Genomic DNA, 13,756 nt, shown 5'->3' with positions numbered 1-13,756 from the left:
GATCGGTACGCGGCCTATGTCCGGTCCTGCGCCGGTCGGGCGCCGGAGACGTCACGCTGCGGCGGGACCCGGGAGTCGGGGTGGGGCAGGACGGGTGCGCCGGTGTCGGCCTGGTCCTTGACCAGCGCGCGCAGTTCGCGGACCTCCTGCTCCAGGGCGCGGTGGCGGCGGTAGGCGTCGTAGAGGTAGCGGACCTTGGTGCGTAACGCCCAGGGGTCGATGGGTTTCATCACCAGGTCGGCGACGCCCAGTCCGAAGGCGATCGACGTCAGTTCCTGGTCCGGGCCGAAGCCCGTCAATAATATGACCGGAATGTGCTGTGTCTGTTCGAGGCGGCGCAGATAGCGCACCACGTCCAGGCCGCTGACGCCGGGCATGCGCACATCCAGCAGGAGCAGCCCGATCTGCCCGCGCAGCACCTGTTTGAGCGCGTCGTCGCCGGAGGTGGCGCGGCTGAGCTGGTAGCCCAGCGGGGCCAGGGCGCTCTCCAGCGCGTACAGCGTGTCCTCATGGTCGTCGACGATGAGGATCTTGGCATCCGACGGCATGGTCCGACGTCCCTCCCGCATGGGACCACCAGCGTGTGTCCATGACGCTGACGGGGCGTGCCCGCCGACTGACAACGAGTGCACAGCGCAGCATGCCCCGTGCGGGCGGCCCTGTCACCTCCCCGTCGCCCGGGGAGAGGGTCAGTTCGCCGTCGGCGCAGCGCTGTCGACGGTGTTCTCGGTGGTCCCGGCGATGTTCTCGTGGTGCCTGATCACCTCGGCGATGATGAAGGTCAGGAACTTCTCGGCGAAGGCCGGGTCGAGCTTGGCGTTCTCGGCGAGCGTGCGCAGCCGGGCGATCTGCCGGGCCTCGCGGGCCGGGTCGGCGGGCGGCAGCTGGTGGGCGGCCTTGAGATGGCCGACCTGCTGGGTGCACTTGAAGCGCTCGGCGAGCATGTGGACGACGGCCGCGTCGATGTTGTCGATGCTGTCGCGCAGGCGGGCGAGCTCCGCGCGGACGGCGGGGTCGACGTCACCGGTTCCGGTGTTGCTGGTGGTCATGGGCGACCACCCTACAAAGCCCCGGGCCCTTCGATCATGGGTGGATCGTCCGGATCCGGAACCCGGTCGCTCCAGCCGCCGGGGACGGTACGGCCCTGCTGGGCGCGGAAGCGGACGGGGGGCATGCCGACGCGGCGGGTGAACAGCCGGGAGAAATAGGCCGGATCGTCGTATCCGACGCGCCGGGCGACGGCCGCGACGGGCAGGTCGGTGGCTGCGAGGAGTTCCTTGGCGCGGCCCAGGCGGATGCCGAGCAGATAGTCCTTGGGGCTGCATCCGGCGCCGCGGCGGACGGCGGCGCGCAGTCCGGTCAGGGTCATGCCGTGCCGGGCGGCGTGCTCGGCGACCGTCATCGGGGTGCAGGCGTCCCGGGCGAGCGCCCGGAGGACCTGGTCGCCGTCGGGGGCGAGGTCGGCGCGGGCGCGGCGCAGGGCGACGAGGAGCTCGTGGACGGCGGCCGCGGTCTCGACCTCCAGCAGCGGGTTGTCGCGGCGGGCGGCACGCGCGATCCGGGCGATGACCCCGCGCGGGCCCGCGGCGTCCGCGAGGGGCACCACCGGGCGGTCCGGTTCGATGCAGCCGAGTTCGGTGTACGTGGCGGTCGCGGGCCCGGTGAAGTCGACGAACCCCTCGTCCCAGCCGGTGGCGGGGTCGGGGCCGTAGTGGTGCGGGACGCCGGGGGTGAGCCACAGCAGCGCGGGCGCGGTGACGGTGGTACGGCGGCCGTCGGGGCCCTCGTACCAGCCGCGGCCGGCGCTGATGACGACGGCGACATGGTGGTCCAGGGTGCGCGGGCCGACGGTGGGCAGGGCGCCGTACTGGAGGCCGACGCCGAGGCAGACCAGTCCGAGGCGGTGATGGACGGGGCCGGGCGTGAAGAAACGCATCCAGGTGTGGTACATCGTGCTCTCCCGCGTTCTCTTCCGTCCAACCAGCGCCGATCTTTGTCCATGGATCCGGTCGCCGCCAGGGGTGAGGGTGGCGGCATGAACGACTTCGCGGTGGGGGACACCGATTTTCTGCTGGACGGGCGACCGGTGCGGCTGCTGTCCGGCGCGCTGCACTACTTCCGGGTGCACGAGGAGCAGTGGGGCCACCGGCTGGCGATGCTGCGGGCGATGGGCCTCAACTGCGTCGAGACGTACGTGCCCTGGAACCTGCACGAGCCTCGGACCGGCGAGTTCCGGGACGTGGCCGCGCTCGGCCGCTTCCTGGACGCGGCCCGGGAGGCGGGGCTGTGGGCGATCGTGCGGCCGGGCCCGTACATCTGCGCCGAGTGGGAGAACGGCGGGCTGCCGCACTGGGTGCCCGGTCACGCACGCACGCGTGACGAGCGTTTCCTGCGTCCGGTGCGGGACTGGTTCGGGCGGCTGCTGCCCGAGGTCGTGACCCGCCAGGTGGACCGCGGCGGCCCGGTGATCATGGTGCAGGTGGAGAACGAGTACGGCAGCTACGGCTCGGACGCCGCCTATCCGGCGTGGCTGGCCGAGCTGCTGCGCGCGCAGGGGGTGACGGTCCCGCTGTTCACCTCGGACGGCCCGGAGGACCACATGCTGAGCGGGGGCTCGGTGCCGGGCGTCCTGGCCACGGTGAACTTCGGCTCCCACGCGCGGGAGGCGTTCCAGGCCCTGCGCCGGCACCGGCCGGAGGGTCCGCTGATGTGCATGGAGTTCTGGTGCGGCTGGTTCGACCACTGGGGCGCCGAGCACGTCGTCCGGGATCCGCGGGACGCAGCCTCGGTGCTGCGGGAGATCCTGGAGTGCGGGGCCTCGGTCAACCTGTACATGGCGCACGGCGGCACCAGCTTCGCGGGCTGGGCGGGCGCCAACCGGGGCGGCGGCGAGCTGCACGACGGGCCGCTGGAGCCTGACGTGACGAGCTACGACTACGACGCCCCGATCGACGAGGCCGGGCGGCCCACGGCCAAGTTCTGGGCCTTCCGCGAGGTCCTCGCCGAGTACGCCGAGGGCCCGCTCCCCGAGCCCCCTCCCCCGCCCGCCCGGCTCGCCGCCGCGGCGGGGGCCCGCCTGACCGGCTGGGCGCCCCTGGACGCCGTACTGGAGGCGCGGGGCGGTGCGGAGGTGTCCGGACCCGTCCCGCCGACGTTCGAGGAACTGGACGTGGACCGGGGGCTGGTGCGCTACGAGGTGCGCGTGCCGGGGCCGCGGCAGCCGTATCCGCTGATCGCGCGCGGGCTGCGGGACATCGCGGTGGTGTACGTCGACGGGCAGCGGGCCGGGGTCCTCACCGAGGAGGACGAACGGCTCCCGGAGCCGGTCGGCGGGCACGCGCGCGTGGAGCTGTGGGTGGAGTCGCTGGGGCGGGTCAACTACGGGCCGCGCTGCGGGGAGGCCAAGGGGATCACCGGGGGGATTCTGCACGAGCGGCAGTATCTGCACGACGTACGCGCGCGTGGGCTGCGGCTCGACGACCTGGACGAGGTGTCGGCCGTGCCGTTCCGGGAGCTCGACGGGACGGGGGCGCCGGGGCTGTACCGGGGCACGGTGACCGTCCGGGGTGCCGGGGACGCACTGCTGGAACTGCCGGGCTGGACCCGGGGGTTCGTGTGGGTGAACGGCTGCAACCTCGGCCGGTACTGGTCGGCGGGACCGCAGGAGGCGCTGTTCGTGCCGGGTCCCGTGCTGCGCGAGGGGGAGAACGAGGTGCGGGTGCTGGAGTTCGAGAGCGCGTCGGCGCAGGCGCCCGCCCTGCGGGGCGTGTGAGCCGCGCGCCCTCCCTGACGGTGAGGGCGCGCGGCTCACGCCGTGCTCGTGGCCGCGTCCCTACAGGGCCGACGCGGCCCGGGCTATGTCGGCGGCGAACGTGTTCACCTGGGTGTAGACGCCGGGCACCCCGGCGCGGGCGCAGCCGTCGCCCCAGCTGACGATGCCGACCTGGATCCACTTGCCGGCGTCGTCCTTGCGGAACATCGGGCCGCCGGAGTCGCCCTGGCAGGTGTCGACGCTGCCGCGCGTCCAGCCGGCGCAGAGCTCCTCCTTCGCGACCAGCCGGTTGCCGTAGTGGCGCTTGCACACGCGGTCGGCGACGAACGGCACCGTGGCCTTCTGCATCTTGGTGGTGCCGGTGCCCGCGCCTTCCTGGGTGTCGCCCCAGCCGGCGATCGTGAACATGCCGCGGTTGTAGCGGTCGGTGGTGGCGATCTTCAGCGTGGGCTTGTCGATCGGCTTGGCGAGCTTGATCAGCGCCCAGTCCTTGCCGGTGCCGTCGTAGCCCGGGGCCACCTTGACCTTGGTCGACTTGACCTTGATGGCCGAGGAGGAGTTGAGGTCGCTGACACCGGCGGTGACGGTGATGCGGTTGTTGTTGCCGGAGCCGTCCATGCAGTGGGCGGCGGTCAGGACGATGTCCTTCTTGTAGAGCGCCCCGCCGCAGCCCATCGAGAGGTGGACCATGAAGGGGAACTCGTTCTGCGCCGCGGGCGTTCCTCCTACGACGCGGGTGTCCGCGGCCTGGGCGGTGCTCAGGGGCTGCAGGGAGGCGACGGCGAGGGTCACGGCACCGAGCGCCACGGCTCGCTTGACCAGCGTCAGGCCGCCGCTTCTCGTGGGCATGTTATGGGTCAACGCATGTCCTTTCGTGGGGGGTTGGGCGGCCCGCAGTATGAAGATCAAGGAGGGGGCATGACAAGGACGGATCTCACGTACCGGGAAGGGAACCCGAGCGGGGAAATATCCCTCACCTCCCCGTAGAGTGGAATCGGGTTCAGGCGTCTTGGGGGTTCGGACGTGGCGAACGGCGGACCGGTCGAGCACGGCTACCCACACCTTCAGACGGTGCGGGCGGCGATCACCGCGCTGTACAAGCGGTTGTCGTACGACACCGTCCAGACGTTCGCGAGCAGTGTGGCCCCGGCGGACGTGGCGTTCTGCGACACCGACGACCTCTATCTGGGCACCCAGCGGGTGGCCCGCGAACTGATGCGGCACTACCGGCTGCCGGACGCCCGGATCATCGTGAGCTTCCGCGAGATGACACATGCGGCGAACGTCGAACTCGCCGCGGGGCCCGAGTACTTCGTGGAGCTGAACGACCGGTTCCGGACGCATCGGCGGGACATCGGGGCGGCGCTGGCCCACGAGATCATGCATGTGTACCTGCACCGGCTGGATCTGTCGTTCCCCGGTACACGGGACAACGAGATCCTCACGGACACCGCGACGACGTACCTGGGCGCGGGGTGGCTGCTGCTGGACGCGTACCGGGAGGACGGGGCGTCGTCGCAGAAGCTGGGGTATCTGACGCCGGAGGAGTTCGGCTATGTCCTGGCCAAGCGGGCGCTGGTCTTCGGGGAGGATCCCTCGGTGTGGTTCACCAGTCCGCAGGCGTACACGGCGTACGGCAAGGGCATGGCGGAGGCCCGCCGCGACGAGCAGCAGCCCCCGCTGACGGCGGCGGGCTGGGCGGGGCGGCGCCGGTACGCCCGCGACCGGCGGCACGGGGGCGGCGAACCGGCGCCGGGCACGCCGTACACCTTCACTCCGGACGGCGGCGGCCTGCGGGTGTCCTTCCCCTGCCCGACGTGCCACCAGCGGATCCGGGTACCGGTGCGGGGGCGGGTGCGGGCACGGTGCGGGCTGTGCCGGACGGTGCTGGAGTGCGATACGTAGGGCTCGGCCGGCGGCTGGGGGATCGGCGGGGTTCGTGGTGGCGGCTGGGGGTCGACTGCGGGCCTGTCGTGACCGGTGGCTGGTCGGTCGCGGGGCCGTGGAGGCCCTTCGCCGGTCGGTCGCGGGGCCGTGGTAGCCGTGGCCCGGTCGGACGCGGGCCCTCCTGGACGGTGGTCGGTGGCCGCGGGCCCGTGGAGGCCAGTGGCCGTTTGGCTGCGGCCCATCGTGACCGGTCGCGGTTTGGCCGCGGGTCCGTGGTGCCCGATCGCCGGTCGGCTGCGGGTCCCTCCTGGGTGGCCGGTCGGCCGCGGAACCGTGGCGACCAATCGCCGGTTGGCCGCGGGGCCGCCCTACCCCCCGTACACCGCCCCCGGCGGCTCCGCCTCCCCCAGTAGTTTCACCGCCGCCTCCCCCGCCTCCCGTGCGTCCCAGCGGGCCCTCTTGTCCGCGGTCGGGCCTCTCCGCCAGCCCTCCATCACCGTGATGCGGCCGGCCTCCGCCTCGAAGACGCGACCTGTCACTCCCGCGCTCGCGGCCGAGCCGAGCCAGACGACGAGGGGGGAGACGTTCTCCGGGGCCATCGCGTCGAAGCCCGATGCGGGGGCCGCCATGGTGTCGGCGAAGGTGCGTTCCGTCATCCTCGTGCGGGCGGCCGGGGCGATGGCGTTGACCTGGACGCCGTAGCGGCCGAGTTCGGCGGCCGCCACCAGCGTGAGCGCCAGGATCCCGGCCTTCGCCGCGCTGTAGTTGCCCTGCCCCACGGCCCCCGACAGACCCGCCCCGCTGCTGGTGTTGACGATCCTCGCCGTCGGAGTGCGCCCCGCCTTGGCCTCCGCCCGCCAGTGCGCCGCCGCGTGTCTCAGCGGCAGGAAGTGGCCCTTGAGGTGGACGCGCACCACCGCGTCCCACTCCTCCTCGCCGAGGTTCACCAGCATCCGGTCCCGCAGGAACCCGGCGTTGTTGACCAGGGTGTCCAGGCGGCCGTACGTGTCCAGGGCCGTCCGGATCAGCGAGGCGGCCCCTTCCGTCGTCGCTATGTCGCCGCCGTGCGCCACCGCCTCGCCGCCCGCCGAGCGGATCTCCTCGACGACCCGCCCCGCCGGGCCCTCGGGATCCGGTGTGCCGTCGAGGCTGACGCCGAGGTCGTTGACGACCACCCGCGCCCCCTCCGCCGCGAAGGCGAGCGCGTGGGCCCGGCCGAGGCCCCGCCCGGCGCCGGTGACGACGACGACCCGCCCGTCGCAGAGTCCGGCCATCTCAGCGCCCCTTGCGGGCAGTTGCCCGCGCCGACGGCAACGATCCGCACTCTCCGCTCATCCCACGCCTCCCTCTCGACAGTCCCCCGCACCGCCATCAGCACCGTGCCCCCTCATCGCCGCATCCAGAAAACCCGGCCGCTCCCCACCCCCATGCACCTGCAGCGCCGCCCCGGTGACATACGCCGCCGCGTCCGAGGCGAGGAAGACCGCCGCCGCGCCCACGTCCGCCGGCTCGGCCAGCCGGCCCAGCGGGACCGTCCTCGACACCGCCGCGACGCCCCGCGCACCGCCGTAGTGCAGATGCGTCAGTTCGGTGCGGACCATCCCGACCACCAGCGTGTTGACCCGGACCTCCGGCGCCCACTCCACCGCCATCGAGCGGGCCAGGCTCTCCAGGCCCGCCTTGGCCGCTCCGTACGCCGCCGAACCCGGCGAGGGCCGCCCGCCGCTGACGCTGCCGATCATCACCACGCTCCCGCGGGCCCTCCGCAGCAGGCCGTACGCGGCGAGCGAGACCGTCAGCGGGGCGGTCAGGTTCAGCTCCAGCACGCGCGCGTGCCGCTCCGCGTCCGCCTCGGTCAGCAGCCGGTACGGGGTGCCGCCCGCGTTGTTCACCAGGACGTCGAGCCGGGGCAGCCCGTCGAAGAACCGACGCACCGATGCGGGGTCCCGTACGTCCAGGGGCCTGAACTCCACTCCCTCACAGGGCACTTCCGGCGCCCGGCGCGCGGCCGCGACCACCTCCGCCCCCGCCGCCACGAAGGCCCGGGCGATCCCGGCGCCGACGCCGCGCGTACCGCCCGTCACGACGGCGAGCTTCCCGTTCAGCTCCATCCGCTGCTACCTTCCACCTAACAAACGTTAGGTGGAAGGTAGCTGATGCGCCCATGAGTGTCTCCACCTCGTCCCCGGAAAAGGGGATCCGCGTCGTCACGGTCGACCACCCGCCCGTCAACGCCCTCCCGGCGACCGGCTGGTTGGCTCTCGCCGACGCCGTCCGCACGGCGGGCCGCGACCCGCAGGTGCGGTGCGTGGTGCTGGCCGCCGCGGGGCGGGGCTTCAACGCGGGCGTGGACATCAAGGAGATCCAGGCCCACGGCCGGACCGCGCTCATCGGCGCCAACCGCGGCTGCTACGAGGCCTTTTCGGCCGTGTACGAGTGCGAGGTCCCCGTGGTGGCGGCGGTGCAGGGCTTCTGTCTCGGTGGCGGCATCGGTCTGGCCGGCAACGCGGACGTGATCGTCGCGAGCGAGGACGCCACCTTCGGCCTCCCCGAACTGGACCGGGGCGCGCTGGGCGCCGCCACCCATCTGGCCCGGCTCGTGCCCCAACACCTCATGCGGGCGCTGTACTTCACCTCCCGCACGGCCACCGCGACCGAGCTGCACGCCCACGGCTCGGTGTGGCGGGTGGTCCCCCGCACGGAACTCCTCTGCGCGGCCCTGGAGTTGGCCGGGGACATCGCCGCCAAGGACGGCGAGCTGCTCCGTCTCGCCAAAGCGGCCCTCAACGGCATCGACCCCGTCGACGTCCGCCGCAGCTACCGCTTCGAGCAGGGCTTCACCTACGAGGCGAGCGTGAGCGGCGTCGGGGACCGGATCCGGGACACCTTCGGGGAGGCGCCCGCATGACCGACAGGCCACTGACCGACAGGACACCGGCCGACAAGACCATGACCGCCGACGAGGCCGTCTCCCGGCTGTCCGACGGCATGACCCTCGGCATCGGCGGCTGGGGCTCCCGCCGCAAACCGATGGCCCTGGTCAGAGCGCTGCTCCGCACCGAGATCACCGCTCTCACGATCGTCTCCTGCGGCGGCCCCGACGTCGGCATGCTCGCCGCCGCCGGACGCGTCCGCAGGCTCGTCGCCCCCTTCGTCACCCTCGACTCCATCCCCCTCGAACCCCACTACCGCGCCGCCCGCGAACACGGCACCCTCGAACTCACCGAGGTCGACGAGGCGATGTTCCTGTGGGGCCTGCGCGCCGCCGCCCACCGGATGCCCTTCCTCCCGGTGCGCGCCGGACTCGGCTCGGACGTCATGCGGGTCAACCCGGGTCTGCGCACGGTGACTTCGCCGTACGAGGACGGCGAGACCTTCGTCGCCATGCCCGCGCTGCGGCTCGACGCCGCCCTCGTCCACGTCAACCGCGCCGACCGGTGGGGCAACGGCCAGTACCTGGGCCCCGACCCGTACTTCGACGACCTCTTCTGCACGGCGGCGGACACCGCGTACGTCTCCTGCGAGCGGATCGTCGACACCGCCGAGCTGACGAAGGAGGCCGCGCCCCAGACCCTGCTGATCGCACGGCACACCGTCACCGGCGTGATCGAGGCCCCCGGCGGCGCCCACTTCACCTCCTGCGCCCCCGACTACGGCCGCGACGAGGCCGTACAGCGGGAGTACGCGACCACGCCCTGGCCGGAGTTCGCCGAGCGGTACCTAGAGGAGGGGAGGACGGCATGACCGCCACCCGGGCCGAGTACTGCGTCATCGCCTGCGCCGAGGCCTGGCGCGGGGCGGGGGAGATCCTGGCGAGCCCCATGGGCCTGATCCCCTCAGTAGGCGCCCGTCTCGCCCGGCTGACGTTCTCCCCGGACCTGCTGATCACCGACGGCGAGGCGATGCTCGTCCGCCCGGACGGCACCGTCGAGGGCTGGCTGCCGTACCGACAGCACCTCGCCCAGGTCACCGGGGGGCGGCGGCACGTGATGATGGGCGCGAGCCAGATCGACCGGTTCGGCAACCAGAACATCTCCTGCATCGGGGACTGGGCCAGGCCCGCGCGGCAGCTCCTCGGGGTGCGCGGGGCGCCGGTCAACACGCTGAACAACCCCACCAGTTACTGGATCCCGCGCCACTCGCGGCGGGTCTTCGTCGAGCGCGTCGACATGGTGTGCGGAGTGGGCTACGACCGTGCCGCCGGCGCCCGCCACCACCGCGTCCCGCGGGTCGTCTCCGACCTCGGCGTCTTCGACTTCGCCACCCCCGACCACTCGATGCGGCTGGCCTCGCTGCACCCCGGCGTCACCGTCGAGGAGGTCCGGGAGGCGACCGGCTTCACGCTGACGGTCCCGGACGAGGTGCCGTACACCCGTGATCCGTCTCCCGGCGAACTGCGGCTGATCCGCGAGGAGATCGACCCGGAGGACACCCGCGCGCGGGAGGTGGACCGCTGATGGAGACCGCGCTCACCCGGCTCGTCGGGGTCCGGCATCCGCTCGTGCAGACCGGGATGGGATGGGTGGCCGGGCCCCGGCTGGTCTCCGCCACCGCCGAGGCGGGCGCGCTCGGGATCCTGGCCTCCGCCACGATGAGCGTCGACCGGCTGCGCGAGGCCGTCCGCGAGGTCAAGTCCCGTACGGACGCGCCCTTCGGCGTCAATCTGCGCGCGGACGCCTCGGACGCCGCCGACCGCGTCCAGGTGATCATCGACGAGGGCGTCCGGGTCGCCTCCTTCGCCCTCGCCCCCTCCCCCGGGCTGATCGCCGGGCTGAAGGAGGCGGGCGTGCTGGTGATCCCGACCGTCGGCGCGCGACGGCATGCCGAGAAGGTCGCGGGCTGGGGCGCGGACGCGGTGATCGTGCAGGGCGGCGAGGGCGGCGGGCACACCGGCGAGGTGGCCACGACGGTGCTGTTGCCGCAGGTGGTGGATGCGGTGCGGATCCCGGTGGTGGCGGCGGGCGGGTTCTTCGACGGGCGGGGCCTGGTCGCCGCGCTGGCCTACGGCGCGGCGGGCGTCGCCATGGGCACGCGCTTCCTGCTGACCTCCGACTCGACGGTCCCGGACGCGGTGAAGGCGCGGTATCTGGCGGCGACGGTCCGGGACGTCACCGTCACCACAGCCGTCGACGGCCTGCCGCACCGCATGCTCCGTACCGACCTCGTCGAGTCGCTGGAGCGCTCCGGCCGGGCCAGGGCCCTGTTCCAGGCCGTACGGCGGGCCGCGGGGTTCCGGCGGCTGTCGGGGCTGTCCTGGCGCCGGATGATCCAGGACGGGCGCGCCCTGAAGCGGGGCAAGGACCTGACCTGGAGCCAGGTGCTGCTCGCCGCGAACACGCCGATGCTGCTCAGGGCATCGATGGTGGACGGCCGCACGGACCTCGGGGTGATGGCGTCGGGCCAGGTCACCGGAGTCATCGACGACCTGCCCTCGTGCGCGGAACTGGTGGACCGCATCATGACGGAGGCGGCGCACACCATGAGGCGGGTCACAGCCGCTCGATGACCGTCACGTTCGCCTGGCCCCCGCCCTCGCACATGGTCTGGAGGCCGAACCGGCCACCGGTGCGCTCCAGTTCGTGGAGGAGGGTGGTCATCAGGCGGGCGCCCGTGGCGCCCAGGGGGTGGCCGAGGGCGATGGCGCCGCCGTTGACGTTGACCCGGTCGGGGTCCGCGCCGGTCTCCTTCAGCCAGGCCAGGACGACCGGCGCGAACGCCTCGTTGATCTCGACGAGGTCGATCGCGTCGATGGTCAGGCCGGTCTTCTTCAGGGCGTGCGCGGTGGCCGGTATGGGCGCCGTGAGCATCCGGATGGGGTCCTCGCCGCGCACCGAGAGATGGTGCACGCGCGCGCGGGGCGTGAGCCCGTGCTCGCGCACCGCCCGCTCGGAGGCGAGCAGCAGGGCCGCCGCGCCGTCGGAGACCTGCGAGGAGCAGGCGGCGGTGATCGTGCCGCCGTCCAGGACCGGCCGCAGCGCGGCCATCTTCTCCAGCGAGGTGTCCCGGCGCGGCCCCTCGTCGGCCACGACATCGCCGTAGGCCACCAGTTCCCGGTCGAAGCGCCCCTCGTCGATCGCCCGCACCGCCCGCTCGTGGGAGCGCAGCGCGAACTCCTCCTGGGTACGCCGGCTGATGCCCCACTTCGCGGCGATCATCTCGGCGCCGGCGAACTGGTTCACCGGCTTCGAGCCGTACCGCGCCTGCCAGCCCTCGCTGCCCGCGAAGGGGCCCTGGGTCAGCCCGAGCGGCTCGGCGGCCTGCCGGGTGGCGTACGCGATCGGGATCATCGACATGTTCTGCACCCCGCCGGCCACGACCAGCTCCTGGGTGCCGGAGAGCACGGCCTGGGCGGCGAAGTGCACGGCCTGCTGGGAGGATCCGCACTGCCGGTCGACGGTCACCCCGGGCACCTCCTCGGGCAGCCCGGCCGCCAGCCAGCAGGTCCGCGCGATGTCCCCGGCCTGCGGCCCCACGGCGTCCAGGCATCCGAAGACGACATCCTCGACGGCCGCCGGATCGACGCCCGTACGCGCCACCAGTTCCGTCAGCACCCGCGCCCCGAGGTCGGCCGGATGCACCCGGCCGAGCCCTCCCCCGCGCCGCCCCACGGGCGTACGGACCGCTTCGACGATGTATGCCTCGGCCATGACGACTCCCCAGACTTCCCGGACTTCCCAACGGGTTACGTGCGTACGGCGATCCCGTCCAGCACCATCGACAGGTACTGCCGGGCGATCTCCTCCGGGCTGTGGTGTCCGCCGGGCCGGTACCAGGACGCGGCGACCCACACCGTGTCCCGCACGAACCGGTAGGTGAGCCGGACGTCGAGGTCGGCCCGGAACACCTCGGCCGCGACCCCGCGCTCCAGCGTGGACAGCCACGCCTTCTCGAACCGGCGCTGGGACTCGGCGAGGAACGCGAACCGCTCCTGCGCCACCAGCTGCCTGCTCTCCTTCTGGTAGATCGCGACGGCGGCGCGGTGCCGGTCGATCTCCCGGAACGACTCGGTGACCAGCGCTTCGAGGGTCTCCCGCGGCCCCAGATCAGCGCCGAGGACGGTGTCGTAGCCGTCCCACAGCTCGTCGAGGAAGGTGCGCAGGATCTCCTCCAGCATCGACTCCTTGGAGTCGAAGTGGTAGTAGAGGCTGCCCGCGAGCATGCCCGCGTGGTCCGCGATCTTGCGTACGGTGGTGGCGTTGTAGCCCTGCTCGGCGAAGACCTCGGCGGCGGTGTCGAGGAGTTCACGGCGCCGGGCGGGTGCGGCGGCGGTCACCTGGGGCTTCTTCTTGGTCGGCACGGATCCATTCTCGTCCTAGGCGTGCTGGCTGCTGACGGAGACGACCTCTCCGGTCAGGTACGAGGAGTAGCCGGACGCCAGGAAGACGATCGCGTTGGCCACCTCCCAGGGTTCGGCGTGACGCCCGAAGGCCTCGCGCGCGGTGAGCTCCGCCAGCAGTTCCGGCGAGGTCACCTTGGCCAGGTGCGGATGCATGGCGAGACTCGGGGCGACGGCGTTGACGCGCACCCCGTAGGCGGCCGCCTCCAGCGCGGCGCACCGGGTCAGCGCCATGACGCCGGCCTTCGCGGCGGCGTAGTGCGCCTGCCCGGCCTGCGCGCGCCAGCCCAGCACGGAGGCGTTGTTGACGATCACCCCGCCGGTCTCCCGCATCCGGCGCAGGGCGGCCCGGACGCAGCGGAAGGTGCCGCCGAGGGTGACGTCGAGGACCCGCGACCACTGCTCGTCGGTCATGTCGACGAGGGCCGACGTCCCGCCGAGCCCGGCGTTGTTGACCACCACGTCCAGCCGCCCGTGCTCCTGGACGGCGGTGTCGAACAGGGCCGTCACCTGGGTCTCGTCGGTGACATCACAGGCGACGGCCGTCACCGCCCCCGGGAACTCCCGCCCCAGCCGGGCCTCGTGCTCCGTCAGCCGCCGGACGTGCGCGTCGCTGAGGAGCACCCGCGCCCCCTCCTCCAGGAACCGGCGCGCGGTCGCCGCGCCGATGCCCGCGCCCGCGGCCGCCGTGACGACGGCGGTACGGCCCGTCAGCAGCCCGTGCCCGGGGACGTACGCCGGGCTCTCGACGCCTGTCATAG

15 protein-coding genes are annotated in these 13,756 nt (G+C 73.0%); 6 read left to right on the top strand and 9 right to left on the bottom strand.

Annotated elements, in window-relative coordinates; all coding sequences use genetic code 11:
- Positions 1 to 14 precede the first annotated feature (14 nt).
- The 3 genes from ACFYW5_RS21450 to ACFYW5_RS21440 form a co-directional block, all read right to left on the bottom strand.
- Positions 15 to 548, bottom strand: a complete 534-nt coding sequence (locus ACFYW5_RS21450) for a two-component system response regulator (RefSeq protein ID WP_389418628.1) — start codon at positions 546 to 548, stop codon at positions 15 to 17.
- Positions 549 to 689: 141 nt separating this feature from the next.
- Positions 690 to 1,049: a chorismate mutase gene (locus ACFYW5_RS21445; protein WP_389418627.1), complete on the bottom strand. Its 360-nt coding sequence runs from the start codon at positions 1,047 to 1,049 to the stop codon at positions 690 to 692.
- An 11-nt stretch (positions 1,050 to 1,060) separates the two neighbouring features.
- Entirely contained in the window at positions 1,061 to 1,951 is an 891-nt protein-coding gene (locus ACFYW5_RS21440) for a helix-turn-helix domain-containing protein (protein WP_389418626.1), read from the bottom strand.
- A gap of 84 nt (positions 1,952 to 2,035) precedes the next feature.
- Here ACFYW5_RS21440 and ACFYW5_RS21435 point away from each other — a divergent pair, with 84 nt between their 5' ends.
- Positions 2,036 to 3,772, top strand: coding sequence for a beta-galactosidase family protein (locus tag ACFYW5_RS21435; protein ID WP_389418625.1), 1,737 nt, complete (start codon positions 2,036 to 2,038; stop codon positions 3,770 to 3,772).
- Between the two features lie 60 nt (positions 3,773 to 3,832).
- Here the strand turns inward: ACFYW5_RS21435 and ACFYW5_RS21430 are convergent, their stop codons facing one another.
- The gene (locus ACFYW5_RS21430) at positions 3,833 to 4,621 is read right to left on the bottom strand and encodes a S1 family peptidase (protein ID WP_389418623.1); all 789 of its coding nucleotides are present in this window, start codon (positions 4,619 to 4,621) and stop codon (positions 3,833 to 3,835) included.
- Between the two features lie 174 nt (positions 4,622 to 4,795).
- On the opposite strand from ACFYW5_RS21430, the gene ACFYW5_RS21425 reads away from it, so the two are divergent.
- Positions 4,796 to 5,677, top strand: a complete 882-nt coding sequence (locus ACFYW5_RS21425; protein ID WP_389418622.1) for a hypothetical protein — start codon at positions 4,796 to 4,798, stop codon at positions 5,675 to 5,677.
- Between the two features lie 350 nt (positions 5,678 to 6,027).
- Here ACFYW5_RS21425 and ACFYW5_RS21420 read toward each other — a convergent pair whose 3' ends face one another.
- Both ACFYW5_RS21420 and ACFYW5_RS21415 read right to left on the bottom strand, forming a co-directional pair.
- Positions 6,028 to 6,933, bottom strand: coding sequence for an SDR family oxidoreductase (locus tag ACFYW5_RS21420; protein WP_389418621.1), 906 nt, complete (start codon positions 6,931 to 6,933; stop codon positions 6,028 to 6,030).
- 57 nt (positions 6,934 to 6,990) lie between these two features.
- Positions 6,991 to 7,770, bottom strand: a complete 780-nt coding sequence (locus ACFYW5_RS21415) for an SDR family oxidoreductase (RefSeq protein WP_389418620.1) — start codon at positions 7,768 to 7,770, stop codon at positions 6,991 to 6,993.
- 53 nt (positions 7,771 to 7,823) lie between these two features.
- Between ACFYW5_RS21415 and ACFYW5_RS21410 the strand changes: the two genes are divergently transcribed.
- The 4 genes from ACFYW5_RS21410 to ACFYW5_RS21395 are packed head-to-tail and all read left to right on the top strand — an operon-like array spanning position 7,824 to position 11,165.
- Positions 7,824 to 8,567 carry an enoyl-CoA hydratase family protein gene (locus ACFYW5_RS21410; protein WP_389418619.1) on the top strand — a complete coding sequence of 248 codons (744 nt, stop codon included), beginning with the start codon at positions 7,824 to 7,826 and terminating at the stop codon, positions 8,565 to 8,567.
- Complete coding sequence (locus ACFYW5_RS21405) at positions 8,564 to 9,403, top strand: CoA transferase subunit A (RefSeq protein WP_389418618.1); 840 nt, start codon at positions 8,564 to 8,566, stop codon at positions 9,401 to 9,403. Before ACFYW5_RS21410 ends, ACFYW5_RS21405 begins: the two co-directional genes overlap by 4 nt.
- On the top strand, positions 9,400 to 10,116 hold the full coding sequence (locus ACFYW5_RS21400; RefSeq protein ID WP_389418617.1) for a CoA-transferase subunit beta: 717 nt from the start codon (positions 9,400 to 9,402) through the stop codon (positions 10,114 to 10,116). The genes ACFYW5_RS21405 and ACFYW5_RS21400 overlap by 4 nt, the downstream gene beginning before the upstream one ends.
- On the top strand, positions 10,116 to 11,165 hold the full coding sequence (locus tag ACFYW5_RS21395) for an NAD(P)H-dependent flavin oxidoreductase (protein WP_389418616.1): 1,050 nt from the start codon (positions 10,116 to 10,118) through the stop codon (positions 11,163 to 11,165). Before ACFYW5_RS21400 ends, ACFYW5_RS21395 begins: the two co-directional genes overlap by 1 nt.
- On the opposite strand, the gene ACFYW5_RS21390 is transcribed toward ACFYW5_RS21395, so the two are convergent.
- The 3 genes from ACFYW5_RS21390 to ACFYW5_RS21380 are packed head-to-tail and all read right to left on the bottom strand — an operon-like array spanning position 11,149 to position 13,754.
- Positions 11,149 to 12,306: an acetyl-CoA C-acetyltransferase gene (locus tag ACFYW5_RS21390; protein WP_389418615.1), complete on the bottom strand. Its 1,158-nt coding sequence runs from the start codon at positions 12,304 to 12,306 to the stop codon at positions 11,149 to 11,151. The two genes, ACFYW5_RS21395 and ACFYW5_RS21390, sit on opposite strands and share 17 nt — an antisense overlap.
- A gap of 35 nt (positions 12,307 to 12,341) precedes the next feature.
- Positions 12,342 to 12,956: a TetR/AcrR family transcriptional regulator gene (locus ACFYW5_RS21385; protein WP_389418614.1), complete on the bottom strand. Its 615-nt coding sequence runs from the start codon at positions 12,954 to 12,956 to the stop codon at positions 12,342 to 12,344.
- Positions 12,957 to 12,971: 15 nt separating this feature from the next.
- Entirely contained in the window at positions 12,972 to 13,754 is a 783-nt protein-coding gene (locus tag ACFYW5_RS21380) for an SDR family oxidoreductase (RefSeq protein WP_389418613.1), read from the bottom strand.
- Positions 13,755 to 13,756 lie beyond the last annotated feature (2 nt).

The organism is Streptomyces sp. NPDC002779, from assembly GCF_042888685.1.
GTDB lineage: Bacteria > Actinomycetota > Actinomycetes > Streptomycetales > Streptomycetaceae > Streptomyces.
The sequence above is the reverse complement of the archived record's forward strand: the minus strand, read 5'-3'. Positions and strand labels throughout refer to the sequence as shown.

Coding starts and splice junctions, on each gene's coding strand:
- ACFYW5_RS21445 (WP_389418627.1), bottom strand. CDS start 1,049: ATGACCACCAGCAACACCGGAACCGGTGACGTCGACCCCGCCGTCCGC.
- ACFYW5_RS21430 (WP_389418623.1), bottom strand. CDS start 4,621: ATGCCCACGAGAAGCGGCGGCCTGACGCTGGTCAAGCGAGCCGTGGCG.
- ACFYW5_RS21440 (WP_389418626.1), bottom strand. CDS start 1,951: ATGTACCACACCTGGATGCGTTTCTTCACGCCCGGCCCCGTCCATCAC.
- ACFYW5_RS21410 (WP_389418619.1), top strand. CDS start 7,824: ATGAGTGTCTCCACCTCGTCCCCGGAAAAGGGGATCCGCGTCGTCACG.
- ACFYW5_RS21435 (WP_389418625.1), top strand. CDS start 2,036: ATGAACGACTTCGCGGTGGGGGACACCGATTTTCTGCTGGACGGGCGA.
- ACFYW5_RS21380 (WP_389418613.1), bottom strand. CDS start 13,754: ATGACAGGCGTCGAGAGCCCGGCGTACGTCCCCGGGCACGGGCTGCTG.
- ACFYW5_RS21420 (WP_389418621.1), bottom strand. CDS start 6,933: ATGGCCGGACTCTGCGACGGGCGGGTCGTCGTCGTCACCGGCGCCGGG.
- ACFYW5_RS21415 (WP_389418620.1), bottom strand. CDS start 7,770: ATGGAGCTGAACGGGAAGCTCGCCGTCGTGACGGGCGGTACGCGCGGC.
- ACFYW5_RS21405 (WP_389418618.1), top strand. CDS start 8,564: ATGACCGACAGGCCACTGACCGACAGGACACCGGCCGACAAGACCATG.
- ACFYW5_RS21450 (WP_389418628.1), bottom strand. CDS start 548: ATGCCGTCGGATGCCAAGATCCTCATCGTCGACGACCATGAGGACACG.
- ACFYW5_RS21400 (WP_389418617.1), top strand. CDS start 9,400: ATGACCGCCACCCGGGCCGAGTACTGCGTCATCGCCTGCGCCGAGGCC.
- ACFYW5_RS21395 (WP_389418616.1), top strand. CDS start 10,116: ATGGAGACCGCGCTCACCCGGCTCGTCGGGGTCCGGCATCCGCTCGTG.
- ACFYW5_RS21390 (WP_389418615.1), bottom strand. CDS start 12,306: ATGGCCGAGGCATACATCGTCGAAGCGGTCCGTACGCCCGTGGGGCGG.